The organism is Ferruginibacter sp., assembly GCF_028288465.1.
In the GTDB taxonomy this organism is placed as follows: domain Bacteria; phylum Bacteroidota; class Bacteroidia; order Chitinophagales; family Chitinophagaceae; genus Ferruginibacter.
The window spans coordinates 1-23962 of record NZ_JAQBNR010000011.1 but is presented as its reverse complement, the minus strand read 5'-3'; the positions used below and the strand labels follow the sequence as shown (position 1 = coordinate 23962).

17 protein-coding genes, 1 tRNA gene and 1 riboswitch are annotated in these 23962 nt (G+C 40.7%); of the genes, 8 read left to right on the top strand and 10 right to left on the bottom strand.

The window, feature by feature from the left end:
• Positions 1–5 precede the first annotated feature (5 nt).
• Positions 6–608: an HD domain-containing protein gene (locus JWR61_RS03890; protein WP_301926543.1), complete on the bottom strand. Its 603-nt coding sequence runs from the start codon at positions 606–608 to the stop codon at positions 6–8.
• A gap of 361 nt (positions 609–969) precedes the next feature.
• Between JWR61_RS03890 and JWR61_RS03885 the strand changes: the two genes are divergently transcribed.
• Positions 970–1413: an Hsp20/alpha crystallin family protein gene (locus tag JWR61_RS03885; RefSeq protein WP_290340632.1), complete on the top strand. Its 444-nt coding sequence runs from the start codon at positions 970–972 to the stop codon at positions 1411–1413.
• A gap of 187 nt (positions 1414–1600) precedes the next feature.
• Positions 1601–2260, top strand: coding sequence for a hypothetical protein (locus tag JWR61_RS03880; RefSeq protein WP_301926542.1), 660 nt, complete (start codon positions 1601–1603; stop codon positions 2258–2260).
• A gap of 38 nt (positions 2261–2298) precedes the next feature.
• Here the strand turns inward: JWR61_RS03880 and JWR61_RS03875 are convergent, their stop codons facing one another.
• A complete protein-coding gene (locus tag JWR61_RS03875) occupies positions 2299–3381 on the bottom strand; it encodes a hypothetical protein (RefSeq protein ID WP_301926541.1) in 1083 nt (360 codons plus the stop codon).
• Positions 3382–4159: 778 nt separating this feature from the next.
• Here JWR61_RS03875 and JWR61_RS03870 point away from each other — a divergent pair.
• Positions 4160–6457, top strand: a complete 2298-nt coding sequence (locus JWR61_RS03870) for a GH92 family glycosyl hydrolase (protein ID WP_301926540.1) — start codon at positions 4160–4162, stop codon at positions 6455–6457.
• A 616-nt stretch (positions 6458–7073) separates the two neighbouring features.
• Here the strand turns inward: JWR61_RS03870 and JWR61_RS03865 are convergent.
• The 7 genes from JWR61_RS03865 to JWR61_RS03835 all read right to left on the bottom strand — a co-directional run bounded on the left by JWR61_RS03865 (position 7074) and on the right by JWR61_RS03835 (position 14703).
• Positions 7074–7145: transfer RNA gene (locus JWR61_RS03865), tRNA-Arg, on the bottom strand.
• Between the two features lie 3 nt (positions 7146–7148).
• The gene (locus JWR61_RS03860) at positions 7149–7739 is read right to left on the bottom strand and encodes a MarC family protein (RefSeq protein ID WP_290340637.1); all 591 of its coding nucleotides are present in this window, start codon (positions 7737–7739) and stop codon (positions 7149–7151) included.
• A gap of 99 nt (positions 7740–7838) precedes the next feature.
• Positions 7839–10103 carry a TonB-dependent receptor gene (locus tag JWR61_RS03855; RefSeq protein ID WP_301926539.1) on the bottom strand — a complete coding sequence of 755 codons (2265 nt, stop codon included), beginning with the start codon at positions 10101–10103 and terminating at the stop codon, positions 7839–7841.
• Positions 10104–10261: 158 nt separating this feature from the next.
• Positions 10262–10759, bottom strand: a complete 498-nt coding sequence (locus JWR61_RS03850; RefSeq protein ID WP_301926538.1) for a PAS domain-containing protein — start codon at positions 10757–10759, stop codon at positions 10262–10264.
• A 208-nt stretch (positions 10760–10967) separates the two neighbouring features.
• Positions 10968–12899, bottom strand: a complete 1932-nt coding sequence (locus tag JWR61_RS03845; RefSeq protein WP_301926537.1) for a TonB-dependent siderophore receptor — start codon at positions 12897–12899, stop codon at positions 10968–10970.
• Between the two features lie 129 nt (positions 12900–13028).
• Positions 13029–13258, bottom strand: a riboswitch (cobalamin riboswitch).
• An 85-nt stretch (positions 13259–13343) separates the two neighbouring features.
• Positions 13344–14276: a hypothetical protein gene (locus JWR61_RS03840; protein WP_301926536.1), complete on the bottom strand. Its 933-nt coding sequence runs from the start codon at positions 14274–14276 to the stop codon at positions 13344–13346.
• Positions 14277–14334: 58 nt separating this feature from the next.
• Positions 14335–14703 (bottom strand): hypothetical protein, encoded by a 369-nt coding sequence (locus tag JWR61_RS03835; RefSeq protein WP_301926535.1) that lies wholly within the window; start codon positions 14701–14703, stop codon positions 14335–14337.
• 112 nt (positions 14704–14815) lie between these two features.
• Between JWR61_RS03835 and JWR61_RS03830 the strand changes: the two genes are divergently transcribed.
• From JWR61_RS03830 to JWR61_RS03810, 5 genes are all read left to right on the top strand, one after another.
• A complete protein-coding gene (locus JWR61_RS03830; RefSeq protein ID WP_301926534.1) occupies positions 14816–16207 on the top strand; it encodes an APC family permease in 1392 nt (463 codons plus the stop codon).
• Between the two features lie 18 nt (positions 16208–16225).
• A complete protein-coding gene (locus tag JWR61_RS03825) occupies positions 16226–17392 on the top strand; it encodes a PLP-dependent aspartate aminotransferase family protein (RefSeq protein WP_301926533.1) in 1167 nt (388 codons plus the stop codon).
• Between the two features lie 144 nt (positions 17393–17536).
• Positions 17537–19132 (top strand): TolC family protein, encoded by a 1596-nt coding sequence (locus JWR61_RS03820; protein ID WP_301926532.1) that lies wholly within the window; start codon positions 17537–17539, stop codon positions 19130–19132.
• A 271-nt stretch (positions 19133–19403) separates the two neighbouring features.
• Positions 19404–20750: an efflux RND transporter periplasmic adaptor subunit gene (locus tag JWR61_RS03815; protein ID WP_301926531.1), complete on the top strand. Its 1347-nt coding sequence runs from the start codon at positions 19404–19406 to the stop codon at positions 20748–20750.
• Positions 20751–20852: 102 nt separating this feature from the next.
• Positions 20853–23258, top strand: a complete 2406-nt coding sequence (locus JWR61_RS03810; protein WP_301926530.1) for an outer membrane beta-barrel protein — start codon at positions 20853–20855, stop codon at positions 23256–23258.
• Positions 23259–23299: 41 nt separating this feature from the next.
• On the opposite strand, the gene JWR61_RS03805 is transcribed toward JWR61_RS03810, so the two are convergent.
• The gene (locus JWR61_RS03805; RefSeq protein WP_301926712.1) at positions 23300–23845 is read right to left on the bottom strand and encodes a sugar phosphate nucleotidyltransferase; all 546 of its coding nucleotides are present in this window, start codon (positions 23843–23845) and stop codon (positions 23300–23302) included.
• Positions 23846–23962: the final 117 nt, after the last annotated feature.

Below are 23962 nucleotides of genomic sequence, written 5' to 3'. Positions count from 1 at the left end.
AAAGCTTAAACCTGATCCGTTTTTTTATTTTTATCCAACACTAGTTTTTGTATGTGCGCGCATTGAACAGGCGAACGGCTTTGTCTTGAAGACTGTGTAAAATAAGTATGTGATTGCAGGAAATGCACCTGTCGCTCTTCCCATTCTTTTTTATTGTTTGCAATTTTATAGGCCAGTACTTCTTTGCATAGGTTGCTGCTGATTAAAAAAAAGTCATCCCTTCCCAGGTAATCTAAATCGGCATCGCAAATAATTTTTTGCAAAAGACCATCAGGTGACTGCGGCATTTTAGTGGCCATAATCAACCTGCAGATATTGTCGATAGAATGCGCACCTATCCCAAAAGCAGGCAGTTCTTCCCGCGCCATTTCACAACCCATTTCTTCGTGACCGTTATACACAAATAAAAAACCGGCATCATGGTAAATGGCAGCAATGTGCAGTTCAGTTAAAGTTTGTTCATCTGTAATGCCTTCTGCTCTTGCTATTGCCTGGCATTCCCTGATCACATCTATAGTGTGTGCCACATTGTGATACGTGAGTTCCGCGGAGAGTTCTTTTTTTAAACGTGTTAATACCTGGTATTCGATAATATTTACATTTACCATGGACGATAATATTAGGATAAAATCAGTACAGTTGCTGAAATGGTTAAAAAGCCCCTCTAAAATTAAGGTTAAACTACAAATATACTTGGTATAGGGTTTCCAAAAATGGCTGACTGCCCCTGCTTAACAAATAAAAACTCCGTGTTTTCTTTGGAAAATGGAGCCAATAAAAACCCGATGGTTGAAACATTCTAAATGCATCTATAAAATACGGAATGACTTTCTACCGGGGCTTTTAAACCGATGAACTGTCTGACCAAACTCAGCATTTTCACTGACCATCGTCTTTGCTTCTGCCTTGTGTGCTGTCTATTTTTGTCAGGTAAACAATCAATAAAAATTTAAAAAAAAGGAGGCTTTTATGGCAACGCAAACATTGGCAAAGATCAGCAATGATATGCCGACAATTTTCGATGATTTCTTTAAACCCTGGAACGAATGGTTTGATGGCGGTAGTACCTGGGGAAGAACCCTGAAGGTACCGGCTGTAAATATCGTTGAACAGAAAGATAAATACGAAGTATCGCTGGCCGCACCCGGTTTAAAAAAAGATGATTTTAAAATAGATGTTGATGGCAACATGCTCACCATTAGCAGCGAAAAAGAAGAAAACAAAGAGAACAAGGACGAAAGATGCACCCGCAAAGAATACAGCTACTCCTCTTTCAGCCGCAGTTTTAATTTGCCTGAAGAAATTAACCAGGAAAAAATTGTTGCGAAGTATGAAGACGGCGTATTAAAAATATCGCTGCCCCGCAAGGAAGAAACAAAAAAAATTTCAGCAAAACACATCAATGTAAATTGATTATTGATTATTGCTATCTGCATTTTTAGCCCCGCCTTTAATGGGCGGGGTATTTTATAACTGGTATTTATGTTGGGAAACCGCCCTGCCAGCAGTATATGATCTTAATTGCTCTTTGCATTGACAGCAATCATTTTTACAGTACTGATTTATGTGTACTTTGACAACAAGATAAAATAATGGCAATATGAAAAAATATAAATGGATCAGCCTGGTGCTGATAGCGCTTTTGACGGGTTGTTCTTCCACTTCTAAAATCACCAGTTCCTGGAAGGCTCCGGATATTCAGGTGAGGAAATATAACAAGATCATGGTACTTGCTCTTATCAATGAAAAAGATCGTACGCTGCAGGAAAATATGGAAAAACACATGGTAGGTGATTTGGAAAATCTGGGATACAATGCCATCTCTTCATTGCAGGAATACGGACCTAAGGCTTTCGACAAAATGGACGAAAATACCGCCATTGGCAAATTAAAGAATACAGGCGTGGATGCTGTAATTACAATTGTTTTACTTGATAAACGAAAAGAAAGGAAATATGTTCCGGGAACGATGTACTACTCACCCTACGGTTTTTATTACAGCCGTTTTTGGGGCTATAGAAGTGCGTTGTATAACCGCATATACGAACCCGGCTATTACGTTATTGATACCAAAGACTTTTGGGAAAGCAATGTGTACGACATGCCTAGTCAGAAACTAGTGTATTCTGTTCAAACGCAGTCATTTGATCCGGGCAGTTCAGAAAGCTTAGGGCATGAATACGGCCGGTTAATTGTTAAGGATATGGTGAAGAGCGATATTTTAACAGATCAGCACACACGCGTTGCATCAAACGAATAGTCCCACTCTGATAAAAAACGCTTCGCTGCAAGATGAATTTAATCAGCCTGCATCAGTACGATATGTCCGTAGGCTGCCAAAAAATTGTCTTCTACAAACTCAACATCCCCGCCATTTTCAAAAACCTTTTCTATAATTTCATCCACTGTGTTTTTTATATAGGAAGAGGGATGGTAAGGTTCCATTATATGCAGCAGAATTTCTTCACCAGTATCCTGTTGATTAGGATAAGGATAACTCTTTTCAACAAGCAGCAGGCTACCTTTGTGGTGTATGGCGTTTTTCCACACATTTTTTATGCCAGCCACAAATCGCCCATCCCTGGCAGCCTTTTCCAAACGGCAGGCGATATATTTGCCCTGAATTGATTTCCAGTCTGCAATATGCCCCGTAATCTTTTTTTGGATCTCCTGAACGGTAGCATCTGCTACTTCTTCGTAAATGTAACCAACAACCGGGTGGCCTCCCCTGGATACAGTCTTAAACTGATTCAATAATTCTTCATTACCCAGGATAAACAAGGGTAAAGGATAAGCCTTTAGTATAATACCAAGCGCATTGTGTGCATGTTGCAAAAAATGATCAAGCATTGATTGTTTAACATCTTCCAAATCTGCTGCGGTTGCATTTTTATTATAGGAAGGTAGCGGCTTTGGTGTGGTGGTAACAATCCTTATCAAACTTCCATTGTTACCACGATAGATGCGGCTTTCTTTGTTGGTAAGCAGCATAACAAGAAAAGAAGGCTCCTTCTTTTTTTGGTGTACCAATTCCCGTATGTCAAAAGCGCCGTCAATCGTTACTTTTTCCTGTACATCTATTTCCAGGTAAAGTACTTTTTCAAAAACAGGCGATAAATAAATGGCGATACTTTTTTTATGCGTATTATAATTCAGCCCGGCAATTAATGTGCGCAATTTATCTATCATCAGCATGGCAGTATCTCCATTGTATTTATCCAGCAACTGCTGCTCTACCCTACATTCTATTGTATTTAATTTCTCCACCAGTTTCGATTTCAATACCATTTTGGGGTCAAACGACATCTGTATTGAAATCAGGGGATGATAGTGCATATCTGCCACTATATTATCTGCCGAAGATTGAAGGACTGTTTTCATCGCAAGCACACTTTAGAAGGTTAAAATAGTTTCCAGCTACAGGCACTTAAAATAAAAACTGCGTCAGGAACTATATCACTGATGGCACAAACCACATACCACAAAGTATATTTGGGGAGAAGCAAAATGTTAATTAAAAGCAGGGATGGAAAGGAGATTTATCCGAAGAAAAAATGCCCTCTATAAAAGGGCATTCTTAATATATTCAAGTTGGTTTAGATCCGTTTTGATAACACACATTTTTTACAATGCGATTTTCAAGGCGGGACAATGGTCTTTTTTTAGTAGGATATTAAATACTCGTTGGTCTTTTTTAGTTAATCGGATGTGGTCTTTAATCAGGGTATCGGATAAACGGTTGTTATTGGTTTTCTAGTTAATTGGTTTTGGTCGTTCGGTCAGGATATTATAATTCGTTTGTTGGTTTTAAGGATCTGGCTTTTCTTTAAAATAGTTGGATGTTGATCGGCTGTTCGGATACGGTTTGTTCGTCAGGATATTAAAATTTAGAACCGGTTGTTGAAAGTTGGTACGTTGCCCGCTTTCTGATGTAAAAATGCATCAAATACCTGCGCTGATTTTTATTTTTAGCTTAATGATGATTTAATTTCGTCGAATAGAACAAAATGTTCGATTTGGAAAAAGGTTTTCGTATGATTGCATCCGATTGCGTTGCCGGCTTTATATCCATTTTGTTTAAAAAAAAGTCATTTAGATACAATAACTCCGGCTATAGCACGGCATCACAAATACCTAATCATTTATTCTAAGCTTCAGTATGAAAAAAAACAGTGTTTTATTTCTTTGCATGTTAACTACCAGCTACGTTGCATTTGCGCAACAAAAAGGTAAAATCAAACAGGCAGTAGATTATGTAAACCCCTTAATAGGTACGCCATACGCCGGGTTTAAACAGGGCTTGGATGGTGGTGGAACCGTGCCTGCCGTGGGGACGCCCTATGCCATGACCAATTTCCTGGCTCAAACCGCAGAGCCTAAAATGGGCCTTAATGCCTATGTGTATGAAGAAAAAAGCATCATGGGGTTTCTGGCTTCGCACCAGCCAACGGTTTGGATGGGTGACTATGGTTATGTTTCGGTAATGCCGCAGATTGGTGAGTTAAAATTATTACCCAAAGAAAGGGCTCTGCCGTTTGAACACAGTGATGAAGTATCGCACCCCTATTACTATTCCGTGTTGCTGAATGCAGGCAACAATCAAAAAATAAAAGGAGAAATTGCAGCTGCTTCAAGGGCGGCTATTTTTCAATTTACTTTCCCTGCATCAGAGCAAGCCCGTTTTATCATTCAGGGCATTGATTTAAATCCGGAACTGGCAGATCCTTCCAACGATTATGGCCCAAGGATGAAATCGATCAAAGGCTATGTAAAAATTGATACCGTTAAAAATGAAATCACCGGCTATAATCCCGACCGGATGTCAGCACAGATTGGTCCTGATATGCCAAACTTTAAAGGTTACTTTGTTATTCAGTGTAATAAAAAAATTGCGTCATTTGGCACCTGGGATAATGCTACTGTGAGTCCATCTTCGGTTGAACAACTGGGCACAAGAATGGGTGCTTACATCAATTTCAAAACAAAAGCGAACGAAAAGATTGAATTGCGCATTGGCACTTCATTCATCAGTCTTGAGCAGGCAAGAATCAATATGGCTAAAGAAATTGCGGGCCGCAATTTTGCGCAACTGGTTACAGCAACCCGCAACACCTGGCAAAAAAACCTGGAGTGCATGCAGCCGGAAGGCATTTCGGAAGACCAGAAATCAATTTTCTATACCGCACTTTTTCATACCATGCAATTCCCGAGGGAGATGTCGGAATATGGAAAATATTACAGCGGTTTTGATGATCAAATTCACACAGGAAGTTCGTACACCGATTACTCTTTATGGGATACGTATCGTGCCCTGCATCCTTTATTAATCTTTTCTCAGCCGGATCGTGTCAACGGAATGATCACCGCCATGTTACAGATGTATAGAGAAGGTGGCCGTTTACCCATGTGGCCCAATCCTGCTGAAACAAATATCATGATCAGTACACATGCCGATGCAGTAATTGCGGATGCATATGTAAAAGGTTTGCGTGGTTATGATACCAAACTCGCCTACGAGGCCTTGCTGAAAGACGCCATGGTGCCGCCGGAAAATGATACCAGCCTGGCGTATGGCGATCGTGACCTGTGGACTGGTTACGAAGCAAGGGCAGGATTAACCGCTTTCAACAGCATTGGATATGTACCTTTCGGAAAAACAGCCGAGTCTGTTTCCCGTACCATTGAATATTCATCGGATAATTATTCCGTGGCGCAGATGGCTAAAGCGATGGGCAAGGCAAGCGATTACAACAAAATTTTAGCGTGGAGTAAAAACTATAAAAAACTGTACGATTCAACAACCGGTTTCCTGATCCCCAAATTAGCGGACGGTACATTTGTACAATTCAATCCAAAAAATAAACTGGGCAGGCAGGACGGTTTTACAGAAGGCGATCAATGGACCTATTTGTTTGGTGCTATGCAGGATATTCCGGGTATGATTGATATGATGGGTGGCAGGGAAAAATTCATTGCCAAACTGGATGAAAATTTTAACGGTAACCATTACCGGCATGACAATGAACCGGGCCACCACTACAGTTACCTGTATGATTATTGTGGTGAACCCTGGAAAACGCAGGAACTGATAAGAAAGCACACCACAGAAAATTACCGCAACGAACCGCTCGGCATCAATGGCAACGAGGATTGCGGGCAAATGGCCGCCTGGTATATTTTTGGGGTGATGGGCTTTTACCCGGTAACACCTGCCTCAGGCATTTATGCCATCGGTGCCCCGCAGTTTCCAAAATTGGTGTTGAAATATAAAGCCAGCAATCAGCCAAAAAAATTTACCATTATTGCCAACAAACTCTCTGCTGAAAATAAATACATTCAAAGTGTACAGTTGGATGGCAAATCAATAGATCATCCTTTCATTATGCATACCAGTATTATCAACGGCCACCAACTGGTTTTTGAAATGGGGCCTCTGCCGAATAAAAACTGGAAGTAGAACCTTTTAATAGGCAGTCACCTAAAACAGCAGGTATTATTATTATCAGGTAAACCACGATGTTTAAAAAGACGAGGAAGGCATAACAGCCCGCGCATAAAAAAATGCCCGTTTAAAGGGGCATTTTAAATATATTCAAGTTGGTTTTTGATCCGTTTTGATGGCAGCATTGGTTACAATGCGTTTTTCAAGGCGGGACAATGGTCTTTTTTTAGTAGGATATTAAATACTCGTTGGTCTTTTTTTAGTTAATCGGATGTTGGTCTTTAATCAGGGTATCGGATATTCGTTTATTGGTTTTTTAGGATCTGGCTTTTCTTTAAAATAGTTGGATGTTGATTGGTTGTTCGGATTGGTTTGTTTCGTTAGAATATTCAATTTAAAACTGGTGTTGAAAGTTGGTACGTTGCCCGCTTTCTGATGTAAAAGTGCACCAAATAATGTCAGCCTTTTTTATTTTTCGTTTAACAGAGTTGTTGTTTCGACGAATGGATAAGAATGTTCGTTTTGGTAAGACGTTATATTTGAAAGTCAGATATCGAAAAGGGCTGGCCGGCGTTTGTGACAAACAAAAACCCTCACCAAAATAAACTGATGAGGGCTGATGTAAATTTTGTGGCCTCGCCGGGAATCGAACCTGGATCTGGGGCTTCGGAGGCCCTTATACTATCCATTGTACTACGAGGCCATATCACTTTCCGAAATGGCTGAAATTGCTACCGAATATTTTTACCGCTATGGCCAGCAATATTACGCCGAAAAATTTTCTTATTACCACCATGCCGTTAGGACCCATCACTTTTTCTATCCATTTCAGCGATTTTAAAACGATATAGATAATGATGCAGTTGATAAGAATGCCTAAAAAAATATTGATGTCTCCATAATTAGCCTTTAAACTCATGATGGTGGTAAGTGTGCCGGAGCCTGCTATCAGTGGAAATGCGATCGGTACTACACTGCCGCTCTTTGCATTGCCGTCTGATTTAAAGAACTCGTGGCCCAATACCATTTCCAGCCCGATAATAAATATGACGATACTTCCTGCTACAGCAAAAGACTGCACATCCAGTCCCAATAAATTTAAAAACTGCTTTCCTAAAAAAAGAAAAAGAATCATCAGTGCGCCCGATGCCAGCGTGGCCTGGGTAGACCTGATTTCACCCCCCATCTTCACTCTCAGCGAAGCCAATACGGGAATGTTGCCCACCATATCAATTACCGCAAAAAGGGTAAATGCTACGGTTACAATTTCCTTAATCGCTATTTCGCCAAAATCCATTTATTAAAAATTTTTGCAAATATACATTTTCAACCACTGGCAAAGTACCGTCGTTATTTTAAGTGCGTGTTAAATGGTTGCATCGTGCAAGGTTGCGGCTTACAAATTGAATTTTAATTTAATGCCACCGTAATAATTTTCGGGAGCAGATGGATTGAAATACCGGTTGCCAGCAGCGTTTAAATCGTTGCCTAAACTATAGGGCGTATTAAAAGAACGATCAAAGGAAAAATAGATTTCTCCATCCAGTGATTTACACAACCTTTTTTTATATCCAACACGCCCCATCAGCAAATTGTACTGCGAAGCAAAAAATGTATTGGCATCATTGAGCGGTAATATATCTGTATAACTGTAAGTAATATTAGCATACAGCCCCGGCCGGGTGGTAATATCAGCACCCGCTAAAAACACATTCGGCGGTGTGCCGGTTAATTTGTTACCACTGTAATCATTCACCCCTTGCTGGTAGGTATTAAACCGTGCGTGAATGTTGGTATAGTTGCTCCAGATTTTCAGCTGGTTTATAAAGCCGGCGGCATTGCGCACAGGATAACAGGTGACGGTTGCTTCCAGGCCGCTTTGTCTGGTTTTGCCGGTGTTTACAAAGTAATCCGCACCACTTGCATCACGCCTTGTAACAATGGTATTACTGAGGTAAAAAATATAATAGGCAGCATCAATAAACAATTTATTTTTTACGGGTTCACTTCTGAAACCCAGTTCGTAATTCACTGCTTTTTCTGCATCAAGCGTTGCATTAAAAATGCCGGCGGATGGTACAATCTCATCAATCGTGGGCGGAGAATACCCTTTACTAACGGTAGCGTAGACACTAAAATAGTTACCCATCTTTTTCAATAAAGAAACGCGGGGCACAACAATGGGATCAAATGTTTTATTGATAGTTTTTACCGGCCGGTTATTCAGCCTGGTAAAACCGTAATTGTAATTGTTATAGCTGATCCCGGCATTTAATGTAAAATCGTCAGCGAGACTGATGTCTGCCTGTAAAAAAACATTGTATTGCGTAGCACCAATCTCGTCATCAAACTGCAGCGTATCCGGCACGCCGAGTTTATTGCCGAATGTTCTGGTACTGGTAAAACCATACTGGTATTCTCCGCCCACATTCATTGTAAAATTATCATGGTGGTATTGGGTAATGCTTCTGCCTCCAATACCCTGCTCCGTCTTGCGCTGAAAATTTAAAATACTCGGATTGCTAAAGCGGGTATTGGAAGTGTATACATTGGTTGTGTTGGTCCACTCATCATTAAAACGATAAGTATTACCGAACCCTGCGTAAAATGTTTTTACATACAGGGCGGCCTGCTGGTCTGCTGCACTTTTAAATGGGCCGCCTGCAGGCCTTGCCTGGCGTGGATTAGCAGCCAGTTGCGTCGCAGTCAACCCGCCCGGTGTTTGATAATATAAGTCGCTGTAAAAAATATTGGTTTGTATGCTTTGCTTTTTATTGATATCAAATAAAGCAGTATAATTGGCTACATCACGGCGCATATTGGTGTGATTGCGCCAGCCATCACTTTGCTGATGCGCATAGCTAAAACCAACATTGGAATGATCATCACTTTTTTTGTAGGCTACATTTGTTTCAAACATTCCCCAGCTGCCGGCGAGTGAATTAATGGCAATGCTGTTTTCATCTTTATCCGCAGTACGGCTGTTTAACAACACCACGCCGCCGGTGCCAGCTCCATATAAACTGCCACCCGGCCCTTTTATAATTTCAATCTTACCTACGTTTTCAAAACCAAGCTGGTTAAGATAGGTATTACCATTGGCATCGGTAAAAGGCATACCATTCCAGTACACTTTTACATTACGTACACCAAAAGGCGAGCGTAACAAATTTCCTCGGATAGATAAGCGGTAACTACCCGGACTGCGTTCATCCATCTTAACACCGGGTACAGTATTTACAGCTTGCAGGATAGATGTATTGCTATAGCGTTCCAAATCAGTATTCCCCAACACGCTTACTGTTACTGGAATATTCTTTAATGTAGTATTACTTTCAAAAGCTTTTACTATGGCAGATGATAAGGTGATGCCCGCAGGATTTAACAACAAATTGATTGGCTGGGCTGCTGCATATTTACCCACGGCAGACATGTAACCTATATGAGAAAAATGAATACTGATTTTATCACTGCTATCGTTAAACTGAAACGCACCGCTGCTATCTGTTTGAGTAATGGGTTTACCGGAAATTGAAATGGTTACGCCAGCCAGCGGCAGGTTATTTTCCGCGCTGCGAACAATGCCTGTAAAATTATACTGGGCCATTACACGGCAGCAAAAACAATTCAGCAAAAAAATAATTACAATGGTATACCGCATAACAGATTGATAAATGAAATTGCAAGTAACGCCATTTAAATCTCTTTTGCCGGATAATTTTGTTTGCTAAAAATATCGTTCAGAGCACTAACAATCAGCGATACCTAATTTGATAACCGGTGGGCAGATTTTTTAATGGAGCAAGTAAAGCTACCATTTCAGGCCGCAATTTCCTGTTCGTAAGCAATATAATTTACCAGTTGTTTGCGAATGTTAACAACAGGTTTTATAATGATTTTACAGAGGTAAAGTTTCCCATCTTTGCGATAGTTTTCCAGCACTGTTTCGGAAACCTTATTATTGGTTAACTGTTGCTTTATGGTCTGTGTATTTTTTTTATTGGTGGTAGGGCCCTGCAAAAATTTGGGATTTCGCCCATAGGCTTCTTCAGCTGAATAGCCCGTCATCTCTTCAAATCCCGGACCTGTGAAAGCAATTTGTTGTGCTGGATCAGTAATGACAATTACAAACTGCCGGATGCTTTTAAGGGCTTCATTTAACTGCTCTTTGCTCCACAAATTTACCTTCGCAATCTGCTTCATTTGCTGTACAGATTGCTGGTACTTTTCAGCATCCTTCATCAGGGTATTATAAGTGCCGCAAAAAACATCCCAGCTTAACAGGGGCGCCTTCATATCAAAATTCAGATCTTGCATAAAATATTTTTTAAAACCAATTTTTTAAAAGGACAATTCGTATAAGAGGACAATGTTCCTGCTATTAAAACCTGATAACAACAGTACCCGCCAAATTGTTGAGAGGTAATTTAATTTTATTTCAACGCTGAAATATCCTTAACAGTAAGAAAATAATAAATGGCGGTTGATGGACCGCCATTTATTGATTGCCTGCTAATCCTTTACATTAAAAAGAAATACTTACACCTGCCATCCAGTTAAATCCACGGCTGTTATAACCCACAATATCCTGGTAATGCTGGTTGGTGATATTCCGGATGTCTGCAAACGCGTTTACCTGTTTGGTAATATGGTAGCCGGCGTAAAAATCAAGCGTATAATATTGCGGCATGCTGGCCGGTCCAGCATCGTATTGCCCCTTTAACCTGCTGCCAACAAAACGAAAAGAAGGCGATAAGGTCAGTTGCGAAACAGGTTGTAAACTAAACGTACTGTTAAACGTAAAATTCGGACGACGGTAAAAATTTTTCACCTTTTCACTCCCTGTATTTCCTTTTCCATCTACATAAGTAATGTTATTTATCCAGTTGCCTTTTTTGCAAACCGCCATATTACTTTCCAGCTCAAAGCCATAATCGTTTTGTTTATCCCTGTTGATGTATTGACTGGCATAGGTTACGGGGTCTGAATAAAAAATAATTAACTGGCGGATATCCCTTTTAAATGCTACCAACCGCAATGAATTTTTTTTGTCGTTGCCGAAGAATTGCACTCCCGCTTCGTAGTTAATACTTTTTTCCGGTTGCAAATCCCTGTTGCCGTATTCACTGTACAACTGGTAAAGGGATGGTACTTTGTAAGCAGATGAAATATTAATAAATGCCCGTGTATTTTCATCAATATTATAAGATGGATTAAATGAAAAAGTAGCATTGCTGCCATAAATATTATGGTGATTGTAACGTACGCCACCTTCTACGTTAAAGCCATTTAAGTTCAACAACATTAAGGAAGCATATAGTGCATAGTTATTTGTTTTAGCGCTGTCTTTGCCAAGGGCAGATGAATACGAATAATCGTAATTCCTGCTGTAGCCATTGTTATGCTGGCTGGTATTTTGTGCGTTGCGCTGAACACCTGCTACCAGTGATAATTTATTGCTGAAAGATACATTACCAAACAATTCGGATACATACGAAGTACCTTTAAAATCTGCCCGGTAAAAATCGCCATTGGCTGCATCGGTACTGGTATCATTTGATAAAGTACGGTGGGTATTGACGAGTGTATTGCTGAAATGAAAAGACGCATTCCTTAATTTGTAAACAAGCGTAAGTGAGTTGATAAAACTTGTATTCACACCGGTATAATCTTTATCATCTTTAAAAGCGCCGCCATCCAGGTCAGTATTATACTTGCCGTAATTCGTCATACCAGCAACGGACAATTTTGGTGAAAAAACATAGCCGAGATTTGCCTGTACGTTGTTTTGTTTAAATCCATCTTTATCAAACGAATTACCACCGGTACTGTCATAAGCAGATGAAAAGCCCTTGCTGTTGGTATGATTGTAATTAACGTTATAAGTAAACTTGTCAATCCTGCCGCTGATGCCGGCGCCGGCTTTAAAAGTATGGTAACTGCCGTAAGCAGTATTGGCTGATGGGGTAAGTTTTTTTGTACCTCCTTTTTTGGTAATGATATTGATGACACCTGCCACAGCATCGCTGCCCCAAAGTGTGCTTTGTGCACCTTTTAAAATTTCAATTTTTTCAATCTGCGCAGGGTTGATATTATTCAGATCAAACGAATTATTGATCAGCGAGGGATCATTTACGGGAATTCCATCCAGCAAAATAAGTGTGTTACCGGATGCAGCTCCACGCATATACATTTCCTGGTTGGTGCCCAATATATTATTGGCACCATTCACGTACACACCCGCCTGGTAATTGAGTATTTCTGTGAGGGTTTTGTCTGCATTGCGCTGCAGTGTGGCCTGGTCAATTACGGTTATTACCTTGCCCGTTTGTGATTGCTTAATGGGAGTTTTGGTAGCGGTTACTACTACTTCATCCAAAGTTTGTTTTGTACTGTCCTGTGCGTACAACTGACTACTGATAATTACAGCAGTCACCAATAAAAATTTTCTTTTCATTTTTTTGAAAAATTTTTTTGTGACTGCTTCCGGAAAATTACAATGCTGGTAAAATAATACGCACATTGTTTAGAAATATAAATGCCTTACAGCGCTTACACTCCATGCCTTTCGCCCGAAAGCCGTGAATGATTAAATATGATACCTGGCAGGTCTTCTGGCTCGAAGCATTATTGAAACCTTCCCATTCCGCATTGGTTGGAACAGTGGTGAAACTTCAACAATTTTACTCTTCCCCAGCTTCTCTTTGAGGAGGCTGGAGGGGCTTCTTACAGCTACGGGGATAGCGCCGGAATTACACCGGCTTCCCTTTTAATTCTCTGCATTGAAGCAGAGAAACCAAATTCATTGCAAATGTATATACATTGATTTTTACAATCCAAATAAAAGGCGGATTCTAATAAATTCATTTTCGTTTTGCCTGCATCAGCAATCTCAAAAATATTACAAAGAAAAAGTTACATGAACCATTGCCTTCATATGTAAGTTGGTTTGGCCCGCTGCAAATTGTTGCGATATAGGTGATTGAATATTGGCGCCTACGGTTATCTTTTTAAAATTTACTTCAACGCCGGCTAAGCAATTCAACGCATGGCCACCGGTGGTAAATGATCCTGCATCCAGCCCGTCACTTAAATAAATTTGCTGTTTGTTTAAGCGATTGCCCCCGGTATTTTCATACGCCAGGCCGGCATTGGGTGCAATGATAAAGCGCTTTGTTTTTAGCTGGTAAAATGCTATGCTGTTAATGTCTAGTTTGTTGCCATATTTGTAGTGCTGGCTGTTGGCCATCCCTAGTTTATAACTGGCTGAAGTATTTATGCCAAAGTCTTTAAACTGAAAAGAATGCCTTGCATTTAAAAAAAGATCCACACTTCCTGTTCCGATTTGTGCATTGATATCCGCCAGTGTTGTTGAAGGATTATTTGCATCAACATTAAAAGAGCCGGAAGGTATTTTAACACCGCCGCCGATCCAAACTTGTTGTGATGATGTATTTCCTGATCTTGTATCAGACAATTTGTAATTACCCAGCAAAGTGATATCTCCCAGGCCGCTTTTGGTGGTATGACCTGCATCATCATCGAATTGTATATTGGAATGGTAGGGCAGAAAAGCCAATACCTGCCAGCGTTTGCCGATATTGATCCCTCCCCATATTTCGGTTGAATTATAATAATTGTGACTAAACTGTGCTGGATCATTGATGAGATGTGTATGGTAAGCAGCATAATTCCATCTTATGCCAATAAACTTACTTTTAAAATTGGGAAACAGACCCATGTATAAATTTCCACCACCGCAGCCACAGATAGGGCATGCGTAACTAACCGACACTACTATTAATAAAATAGCAGCAATGAATAACTTTTTCATTTAAATAATAATTAAATAAAGTAAATAATACTAAAGCAGGTAAAAGACAATATGGTGATTATACCCTGGGAGGTTGAAAGAAATCGAAAGCGATTCCGATAGCAATTTTACTATTGTAAGGCGGATGGGTATTGCTAAAAAGATTTGCTGATAACTGACAGGTATATTGATCAGTTGTTAAATACAGTACTTCATTTTTGCCGGCGTTTTTTCGCTCAGGATTTTGTTTGTCCCTGCTTTCTTCCTGTTTCAGTTTCTTCATCGTCTGGCATTTGCCATTGCAGTACAATACCGGTCTGGCTTTGTTGATGCAGTTTTTGGCGAAGGTTGCCTTGTTGGTATAATAATCAAGCATAACAAAACCACCGCTAAACGTTTGTGCTACAAATGCTGCAATTAAAATGATGGCTGTTAGTTGCTTAAACATGCATGCAAAAATAAGGCTATCTCCATTTTATTTTATGAGGCCAGTCATAAAATAAAACTTGTATTTTTTTCTGTACCGATAATTTATAATCAGCTTTCAGTATCTTCAAAGCATGACATCAAAAACCAATAAGCTTACCCTTTTTGATTTTACCATGATTGTAGTGAGCCTGGTTATTGGCATGGGCATTTTTCGTACGCCGGCCAATGTAGCCAAAGCATCACCTGATACTTTTTTATTTTTTACAGCCTGGGTGGCCGGCGGAATAGTAGCCTTGTGTGGCGCACTAACCTATGCCGAAATCGGCAGCCGCCTGCCTGTAACCGGGGCATACTATAAGATTTTCTCTTACGCTTATCATCCATCTGTCGCGTTTGCCATTAACTGTGTAATCTTAGTCAGCAATGCGGCCTCATTGGCAGCGGTGGCGTTGGTTGGCGGAGAATACATCACGGGCATTTTTATACCGCTTTCAAAAGATATGAACTGGATGGACATTCCTGCCAATGTAAATTATATCGGGAACATCCATATCACCATTGCCATTACAGCAATTGTACTTTTTTATTTTGTAAATCTTGCCGGCTTAAAGATGAGTGCTAAAACACAAAATGTACTAACGGTAATCAAGATCATTTTAATATTGCTATTAATTGCACCATTGTTTTTTGCAGATAACCATGCAGCAAGTCAGTTTATCAGCCCTTCGACAATCTCCCCAACTTTTCAGGAGTATATAAAAGCATTTGGCATCGGGCTGGTTGCTGTAAGCTTTACCTATGGCGGTTACCAGCAGACCATCAATTTTGGTGCAGAGGTTGACAAGCCTGCAACAAATATACCCCGTGGCATTTTTTTAGGCATTGCAATTATTGTATCATTATACCTTACCATTAACTACGCTTACATAAAAGTAATTGGCTTTAATACCCTGCACCAGGAAACCACCACCAATATCGCGGCCATTATGGCCTCAAAAATTTTTGGCGTTAATGCAGAAAGAATATTGTCGGGCTTTTTATTTTTGAGCGTACTGGCTTATGTAAATGTTTTGCTGATGAGTAACCCAAGGGTAATGTATGCCATGAGCGAAGATAACATTCTGCCACCCGTATTTAAACACCGCAATGCAAAAACAGATGTACTTACCATTTCGCTTTCTGTATTTGCTGCTATTTGCATCATCATTATTTTTTGGGCAAAGGCATTTGATAAAATATTAAGCTTTACTATTTTTTTAGATTGCTTTGGGATGGTACTTTCTGCCGCCACTATTTTTATTTTAAGAAAGAAGACAAAGCACCTGGATGATACCGGTATTTATAAAATGAAACTGTTTCCGCTGATGCCGGTTATCTTTATCATTGCCTATTCATTTGTTGCCATCAGTATTGCGCTGGATTATAAAAAGAATGGCTATGCAGCGGCTATAGGTCTTTCAGTAATGGCGGTTTTTACCGCCTTGTATTTTGTATTGACCGCTTTAAAAAAGAATAAAAATTAACGCTATAAAATTTCACCAATGGATATTTCTTACATCATCAACGAACTGGCCGAAGACAGAGAAAATTATTTTAACGCCATCGCACCGCCCATTATACAGAGCAGCAATTTTGCGTTTAAAACAGTAGATGATATGAGGGGCGCTTTTGCAGATGAATATTCTACTTATCTGTACAGCAGGGGACTCAACCCCACCGTTGATATTTTAAGAAAAAAATTAGCTGCCCTGGATGGAGCGGAAGATTGCCTCGTGTTTAACAGCGGCGCAGCAGCCATCTTCGCAGCGGTACTGGCCAATGTAAAAAGTGGCGATCATATTGTGTCTGTTAGAAAGCCGTATACCTGGGCACAAAAAATGTTCAATGAAATTTTACCGCGTTTTGGTGTAACTACAACTTATGTTGACGGCCGGGATATTGAAAATTTTGAACGGGCCATTCTGCCGAATACGACAGTAATTTATTTGGAAAGTCCGAACAGCTGGGACTATGCCATACAGGATTTAAAAGCAGTAGCTGAACTGGCAAAGGCAGAAGATATTGTTACCATTATTGACAACAGTTATTGCACACCCATCTATCAGCGGCCAATTGAATTTGGCATTGACCTTACGCTTCAATCAGCAACCAAATACATTGGCGGCCACAGTGATACCGTTGCCGGAGTATTAAGCGGCAGTGCCGGGATGATTACGCGAATTTTCAATTCAGAATACATGAATATTGGCAGCGGCATCTCCCCTTTTAATGCCTGGTTACTAATACGCGGCTTACGTACCCTGCCCATGCGCCTGCAACACATTACGCAAACCACTGCCAGGGTAATTGACTATCTAAAAGGGCATGATAAAGTAGAAGAAGTATTATTTCCTTTTGATGAAGCCTTTCCGCAATATGCATTGGCCAAACAACAAATGGAAGGTGCCTGTGGTTTGCTTACTTTTATTATTAAAGCAGATAAAGTTGAACAAATAGAACAGTTTTGCAACAGCCTGCAACACATATTAATGGCCGTAAGCTGGGGTGGACATGAAAGCCTTATCATACCAAAATGCTCGGGGCTGCCGGCTTCTGCCTTTAATCCGCAGCATAAAGAGCACAGGTCGCTGCGCTTATATGTTGGGTTGGAAGAAGCTGACTATATAATCAAGGATTTGGAGCGGGGATTCGGAATGATGGGGCAGTAAACCAGGCCGTTCGAAAAAACCCTCACAATTCCTTGTCAGCACCCCGGCTGTTTATAAACCGGTAGCCATCGCAAGTTGCACTATTACCCAGTTTACTAACCCAAACCAGGCCGTTGCTAAAGAAATTAATTTGCAAAGATTAATATGCCCGCCGCATTTGGAAATGCAGGTTGGACAATTAAACTAGTGTCAACACTGGCTTTTAAAACACTGTTCATTTGCACACCTGCCTTTTTTGTTGGTTTTTTACCGTTTATAATAATGGATGTGTTGCGTTACAACAGGAAGTTATATTTTTGGAATATGCGATACATTAGTTACACCCTTATAGCCATTACCTGTTTTTGCACCTCTATCCATGCACAGGAAAAATGGGACCTGCGTAAAATTGTAGATTACGCTGTGGCCAATAATATCAGTATTAAACAATCGGAAGTACAGGCTGCCATTACCGAACTTGCTTACAAACAAAGTAAGCTGGCATTGTATCCCAACGCCAACTTCAACGCCAGTACCAGCGTTAACAGTGGTCGTAACCAGGATCCTACTTCCTTTAGCCTTATCACGCAAACTTATCTGAATGCTGGGCTGCAGTTACAGACAAGTGCCGATATATTTAATTGGTTTAGTAAAAAGAATACCATTTTAAGCAACCAATGGCAGTATGAAGCTTCCAAGGCATCTGTTGACAAATTAAAGAATGATATCTCTTTGACCGTAGCCAACGATTATCTGCAGATATTGTTAACCCGCGAACAGGAGAATATTGCGCAGGTACAATTAAAACAAACGCAGGCGCAACTGGCCAATACACGCAAACTGGTAGATGCAGGCTCGTTACCGGAATTAAATGCATCGGAACTGGAAGCGCAGGAAGCGGTGGATAGTGCCAACTATATCAGCGCCAGGGGAAACGTAGTACAGGCTACTCTTGTATTAAAGTCGGTTCTGAATATGGATGCAGCACAACCTTTTGACGTGGCTGTACCCCCGGTAGAATTGATACCATTAGAAAAGATAGCCGACCTGCAACCCGACGCGGTATATGAACTGGCGATTAAAAACCTGCCACAACAAAGGGTAAATGAGTTTAAATTAAAAGCTGCTCAAAAAGCAGCCGAAGCTGCAAGAGGCAATATGTATCCTACGTTTTCATTGTTTGGCGGTTTAAGCAGTAACTACATTAATGCAAAATCTTCCATCTATGCTCCCACCGGAACTTATAGCAATAACCCGTTGAGCCCGCAAATAGATGTAAATGGTACTGTATATAAAGTGAGTTCGCCGGATTACAGCATTGTAGGTAAAAAAGGAACGCCTTTTTTTACGCAGATAGATAATAACTTTCGTCAGCAGATAGGGTTAAGTATGAGTGTGCCCATTTTTAGTGCCGGACAACTACGCACCAACTACCGACGTAGTAAATTAAATATTAAATCTGCTGAATTACAACAGCAGTCAGATAATTTAAGTATTAAGCAGGATATTTACCAGGCGTACAATGCAGCCACCGTAGCATTGGAAAAATTCAATGCCAGCCAGAAAAGTGTAGCGGCTTCGCAACGCACTTACGATTATGCGCAAAAGAGATATGAAGTGGGTATGCTGGGAACCTTTGAATTAATTACGCAACAAAACAATTTGTTCAGGGCCAAACTGCAGGCCGTGTTGAACCAGTATGATTTTGTATTTAAAATGAAAGTACTGGAGTTTTACCGCGGGCAGGGTATCAAGTTATAAGGCGCTTAAATTTAAGCGATGCAAACCTGTTGCTGGTTGTTCACGCCTTCAGGTTAAGCATATACCTGGTTTTTGTTAGGGCCGATTATAAGTATGCGGCAAAAGGGAGTGACACAACGATGTTGCCCATTGCTATAACAGCCCGGACAATAATTACTTTTTTTAAATGAAATGATTTTACTTAGCACTATAATTAAGAGCTGAAATCATTCAATCGATAATATAATCTCATCTTCAGTTGCAATAAACAACCGGGATAAAACTAATTAACATGAGCAAAACTGTAAAATGGATTCTTTTTGGCGTGATCGGTTTAGTGGTATTATTGGGCGGTCTTAAAGCGGCCGGCATTTTTGGTAAGGAAGAGGGAATAAAAGTTACCATGGAAAAAGTGCAGAAACGCACCATCACGGAAATTGTAAATGCCAGCGGTAAAGTATACCCGGAAATTGAAGTAAAAGTAAGTCCGGATGTAAGTGGCGAAATTACCGAACTAACCGTGCAGGAAGGCGACAGCGTAAAAAAAGGACAGATACTGGCCCGCATTTTTGCGGACATTTACAGCATCCAGGCCAACCAGGCCGCCAGTGGCGTAGCACAAAGCCAGGCACAGGTAGCCAACTCGCAGGCTGCGCTGGATGCGTTGAAAGCCCAGGTAGACCAAACAGAAAAAACCTACAACATGCAAAAGAGGTTGTATGATGATAAGGTAATCAGCCCCAACGAATTTAATGTGGCAGATGCTGCCTATAAAGCAGCCGTTGCCAATTATAATGCCGCTAAACAGGGTATCCGCGGCGGACAGGCTGCAGTACAGGCTGCGCAAAGCAACCTGGCCAAAGCCAATAAAGATTTAAGCCGCACCGCCCTGCTGGCGCCCATGAATGGCGTGGTAAGTTTGCTGAGTGTGAAAAAAGGCGAACGTGTAGTGGGAAGTAATATGATGGCGGGTACAGAAATGCTGCGTATTGCGGATATGAGCAAAATTGAAATCAGGGTAGATGTTGGTGAAAGTGATGTGCCTAAAGTAGTGTTGGGAGATAGTGCCATTGTAACCGTAGATGCTTATACAGACAGAAAGTTCAAAGGCATTGTTACACAGATAGCCAGCAGTAACAACGGCGCCAGTACACAAAGCGCTCTTGCCAACACCAGTACCGATGTAACCAATTACAAAGTATACATTCGTTTGCTGCCGGAAAGTTATCCCGATCTGCTGGGTAAGTCAAGCTATCCATTCCGCCCGGGAATGAGCGCCAGTGCGGACATTCAAACCAAAACGCATGTCAATGTACTAAGCGTACCGATCAATGCGGTAACCACACGTGAAAAAAATGACAGCACCAAAGCCGTTAAAAAGCCCGTAGACGGACAGGAGCCAACTGTTAATATGGATGACCTGGAGGTGGTTGTATTTATTTTAAACAAGGATGGATCTGTAAGTAAGAAAAAAGTAAAAACGTCTATACAGGATATTAATTTCATTGAAGTAACGGAAGGCCTTACCGAAGGAGAGGAAGTAATTACCGGCCCTTATGATATTGTAAGCAAAACCCTCAAGGAAAAAGATAAAGTGAAAGTGGTAGATAAAAAGGAGCTGTTTACGCCTAAAAAATAATCGCCGGATTTAATTTTTGTAATACATTGCATTGCACAACTTTTCAAAAAATGAAAAGTTGTGCATTTTTGTTTTAATCACCCTGTTTTAATCATCCCTGTTTTGAAACGTAAACTAATTTTTTTAATACCTTTTTTGTTTTTCACTATTGTTGCTGCAGCCCAGCAGGTTTCCCTGCAGGTAAATGTCTCCACCGCTAAAGGTGAACCTGCGGCAGGCGCCACATTGCAGCTGTACACTTTAACTGATTCGGTTTTATTGACAGCACAGGTTGCATCCCTTAAAGGAACTGCTTTATTTAGGGTGTCACCATTTACAGTTTATCTTTTGAAGGTATCGGCGGTTGGATATGAAGCAATTGAAACCAGCATTTCTGTGAAAGATCTGCCCATACAATTACCCATATTGCTTGTAAAAAAATCTGCCTCATTATCCGGAGTAGAAGTAATTTCCAGGAAGCAATTACTAAAACAGGAAGATGATAAAACCATTATAGATGCCACCGTACTGGCCAACAGCAGCAGCAATGCGTATGAGGTCCTGGAGAAAACACCTGGAGCAGTCATTGACCAGGATGGTAATGTGTATTTAAGCAGCACAAGCCCCGCCACTATTTTTATCAATGGCCGCGAAATGAAACTTAGCAGTGCCGACATTGCTTCTCTACTAAAAAGTTTACCGGCAGGCAGTGTAAGCAAAATAGAAATATTACGCAATCCTTCGGCAAAATATGATGCTGCCAGCAGCGGCGGTATTGTAAATATTGTTTTAAAAAAGGGAGTAAAACTGGGCACCAGCGGCAGTGTAAATGCAGCGGTATTCCAGGGTGTGTATAATACGGCAACCCTGGGATTTAATCTTAACAAAAGTACCGGCAGAGTAAACAGCTATTTCAGTTACCAGTATACCAAACGGAACAACTATGAAGCGCTTACTTCAAACCGTTTGATAAAAACAGACTCTTCCTTACTGGCACAAAATTCCTACACTTCCTACCCTTCTGTAAACAATTATTTCGGCGGCGGACTGGATGTGGCGCTAACAAAAAAATTTGACCTTGCTTACGACATCAGGCTGACCAATACCAGCAGCAACAGCAATGCAAGTAACAGCAATGCCATTTACCAGGAACCGGCAATGGATGTGTTGAACAACAGCCGCTCTGGTGTTACCAATAAAACCGACGCCCTGTTTATTGGCAATACCATAACTGCCAAATATAAAATCGATTCTGCCGGCAGCGAATGGACCGCAGAATTGGACTATAATTATTATAAAAACAACAATACACAGGCCTACAATAACAATTTTATTTTGCCTGCAAGCCCGGTTGTAAATGGCAGTGGTGAAAATAAAAACGGTAAAAATATTTATGTAGCACAAACTGATCTTATCCTAAAACTGCCTTCAACAATTACGCTGGAAACCGGGGTTAAATTAACAGCCAGCAACAGTAATAACAGCGCTGATTATTTTTATTCAACCGGTAATGGACCCGCAAAACCCGACCTTTATCAGACCAATACCTTTAGATACAAAGAAACTGTCAGCGCCGCCTATGTGCAGGTAGCCAAAATGTTTTTTGGCTTTACGTTAAAACCCGGGCTGAGGTTGGAGACAACCGATATCAATGGCCGGCAGCTGATACCGAAAGACACCGTTTTTTCCATCAAAAGAACTGATCTTTTTCCGTATGTTTTTTTACGGCATAACCTGTTTAAGATGTTTGGCCGCAACCTGGTGGGCAATGCTATCTACAGGCGCAGCATCAAACGGCCATATTATGAAATACTAAACCCTTACCCAAAATACATTGACCAGTATTTGTTTGATGTGGGCAACCCGAAACTACAGCCGCAGTTTACTACCAATTATGAAGTGAATGTAACCTTCATGGATTTCCCTGTTTTTGCAGTAGGGATCAATCAAACCAATGACATCTTCAGCAACGTCACTTACCAGGATGATGTAACCAAAATTGCCTACCGCACCTATGATAACCTGGGTAAAAATAAAGAAACCTATATGCGTGTTATAGCGGGTATGCCGCCCGGTGGCAAATATTTTTTTTACATGGGTGCCCAGTACAATTACAACGAGTACAATGGCATTTATCAAAATAAGCCACTCAATTACAAACGCGGCAGCTGGTTGTTTTTTATGTACCAGGAATTGAAGGCGACCAAAACAATTACATTGAATGTACAGGGATTTATGCGCACCAAAGCGGTGCAGAATTTTTACGAACTTGATAATTTTGGTGGCTTATATTTTTCCATCAACAAAGCGGTGCTGAATAAAAAAGGCAATGTGATTCTATCGGTAAATGATTTGCTGCAAACCAATCATACCAACTTTACACTCAACCAGGGAAATGTACATGCCAGCGGATCAAGGGTAAATGATACCCGCAGGCTGGGCCTTACTTTCCGTTATAACCTGGGCTTAAGCAAGCCAAAAAAAGAAGGCAATACATTTGGAGCGCCGGTGGATAGCAAGGATAATTAAAAGCTGAACGAAGGAATATTTTACTATTGGTAATGGCCGCCTTAAAGAAACAATTTTTCTGCCACTGCCACACTCTCCGGCTTTCCAACATCCACCAATAAATCGCCGCTATGATCATAGCCCAGGATGGAGTGTTCAGCAGCCAGGTCGAGGTAGGTTTCAATGATAGAAAACTTGCCCTGCTGTTTTATTAAATCAAATATTTCGGGTTGGTAAATTACTGCGCAACTATAGGCCATTTCCTTTAAACCAGTTTCGGCCGCATTTAAATGCGGACCTTTTTCTTCACCGGTCTGTACATTTCGCCAGCCACGCAGGCGGTTGTCTTTATCAAATAACAATACTCTTGACGATTTTCTGTTTGTAACACCAAATGTAACCAACGGGTGGTATTGCCGGTGAAAGGCGATAAGTCTATTTAAATCGAGATTGGTGACGATATCTACATTCAGAGACAGAAAGGACTCATTGCCAGATAACAGGTTTTTTGCCTTTAGCAGTCCGCCACCGGTTTCCAGTAGTGCTTCAGTTTCATCACTGATAGTTATCTTGCTTCCCCATCCATTGTTTGCTTTGATTGCGTCAATTACCTGGTCTGCAAAATGGTGTACATTTACAACTACATCTGTAATGTTATATTTGTGCAGGTATTCATTATTTCTTTGCTATAAATTCTTGACATTTACCAGCGCCAGTGCTTTGGG

Bases quoted from the DNA above. Each gene is read 5' to 3' on its own strand.
- JWR61_RS03825 (WP_301926533.1), top strand. From the start codon at position 16,226: ATGGATATTTCTTACATCATCAACGAACTGGCCGAAGACAGAGAAAAT.
- JWR61_RS03845 (WP_301926537.1), bottom strand. From the start codon at position 12,899: ATGAAAAGAAAATTTTTATTGGTGACTGCTGTAATTATCAGTAGTCAG.
- JWR61_RS03860 (WP_290340637.1), bottom strand. From the start codon at position 7,739: ATGGATTTTGGCGAAATAGCGATTAAGGAAATTGTAACCGTAGCATTT.
- JWR61_RS03885 (WP_290340632.1), top strand. From the start codon at position 970: ATGGCAACGCAAACATTGGCAAAGATCAGCAATGATATGCCGACAATT.
- JWR61_RS03890 (WP_301926543.1), bottom strand. From the start codon at position 608: ATGGTAAATGTAAATATTATCGAATACCAGGTATTAACACGTTTAAAA.
- JWR61_RS03815 (WP_301926531.1), top strand. From the start codon at position 19,404: ATGAGCAAAACTGTAAAATGGATTCTTTTTGGCGTGATCGGTTTAGTG.
- JWR61_RS03850 (WP_301926538.1), bottom strand. From the start codon at position 10,759: ATGCAAGATCTGAATTTTGATATGAAGGCGCCCCTGTTAAGCTGGGAT.
- JWR61_RS03855 (WP_301926539.1), bottom strand. From the start codon at position 10,103: ATGCGGTATACCATTGTAATTATTTTTTTGCTGAATTGTTTTTGCTGC.
- JWR61_RS03830 (WP_301926534.1), top strand. From the start codon at position 14,816: ATGACATCAAAAACCAATAAGCTTACCCTTTTTGATTTTACCATGATT.
- JWR61_RS03875 (WP_301926541.1), bottom strand. From the start codon at position 3,381: ATGAAAACAGTCCTTCAATCTTCGGCAGATAATATAGTGGCAGATATG.
- JWR61_RS03880 (WP_301926542.1), top strand. From the start codon at position 1,601: ATGAAAAAATATAAATGGATCAGCCTGGTGCTGATAGCGCTTTTGACG.
- JWR61_RS03820 (WP_301926532.1), top strand. From the start codon at position 17,537: ATGCCCGCCGCATTTGGAAATGCAGGTTGGACAATTAAACTAGTGTCA.
- JWR61_RS03835 (WP_301926535.1), bottom strand. From the start codon at position 14,703: ATGTTTAAGCAACTAACAGCCATCATTTTAATTGCAGCATTTGTAGCA.
- JWR61_RS03840 (WP_301926536.1), bottom strand. From the start codon at position 14,276: ATGAAAAAGTTATTCATTGCTGCTATTTTATTAATAGTAGTGTCGGTT.
- JWR61_RS03870 (WP_301926540.1), top strand. From the start codon at position 4,160: ATGAAAAAAAACAGTGTTTTATTTCTTTGCATGTTAACTACCAGCTAC.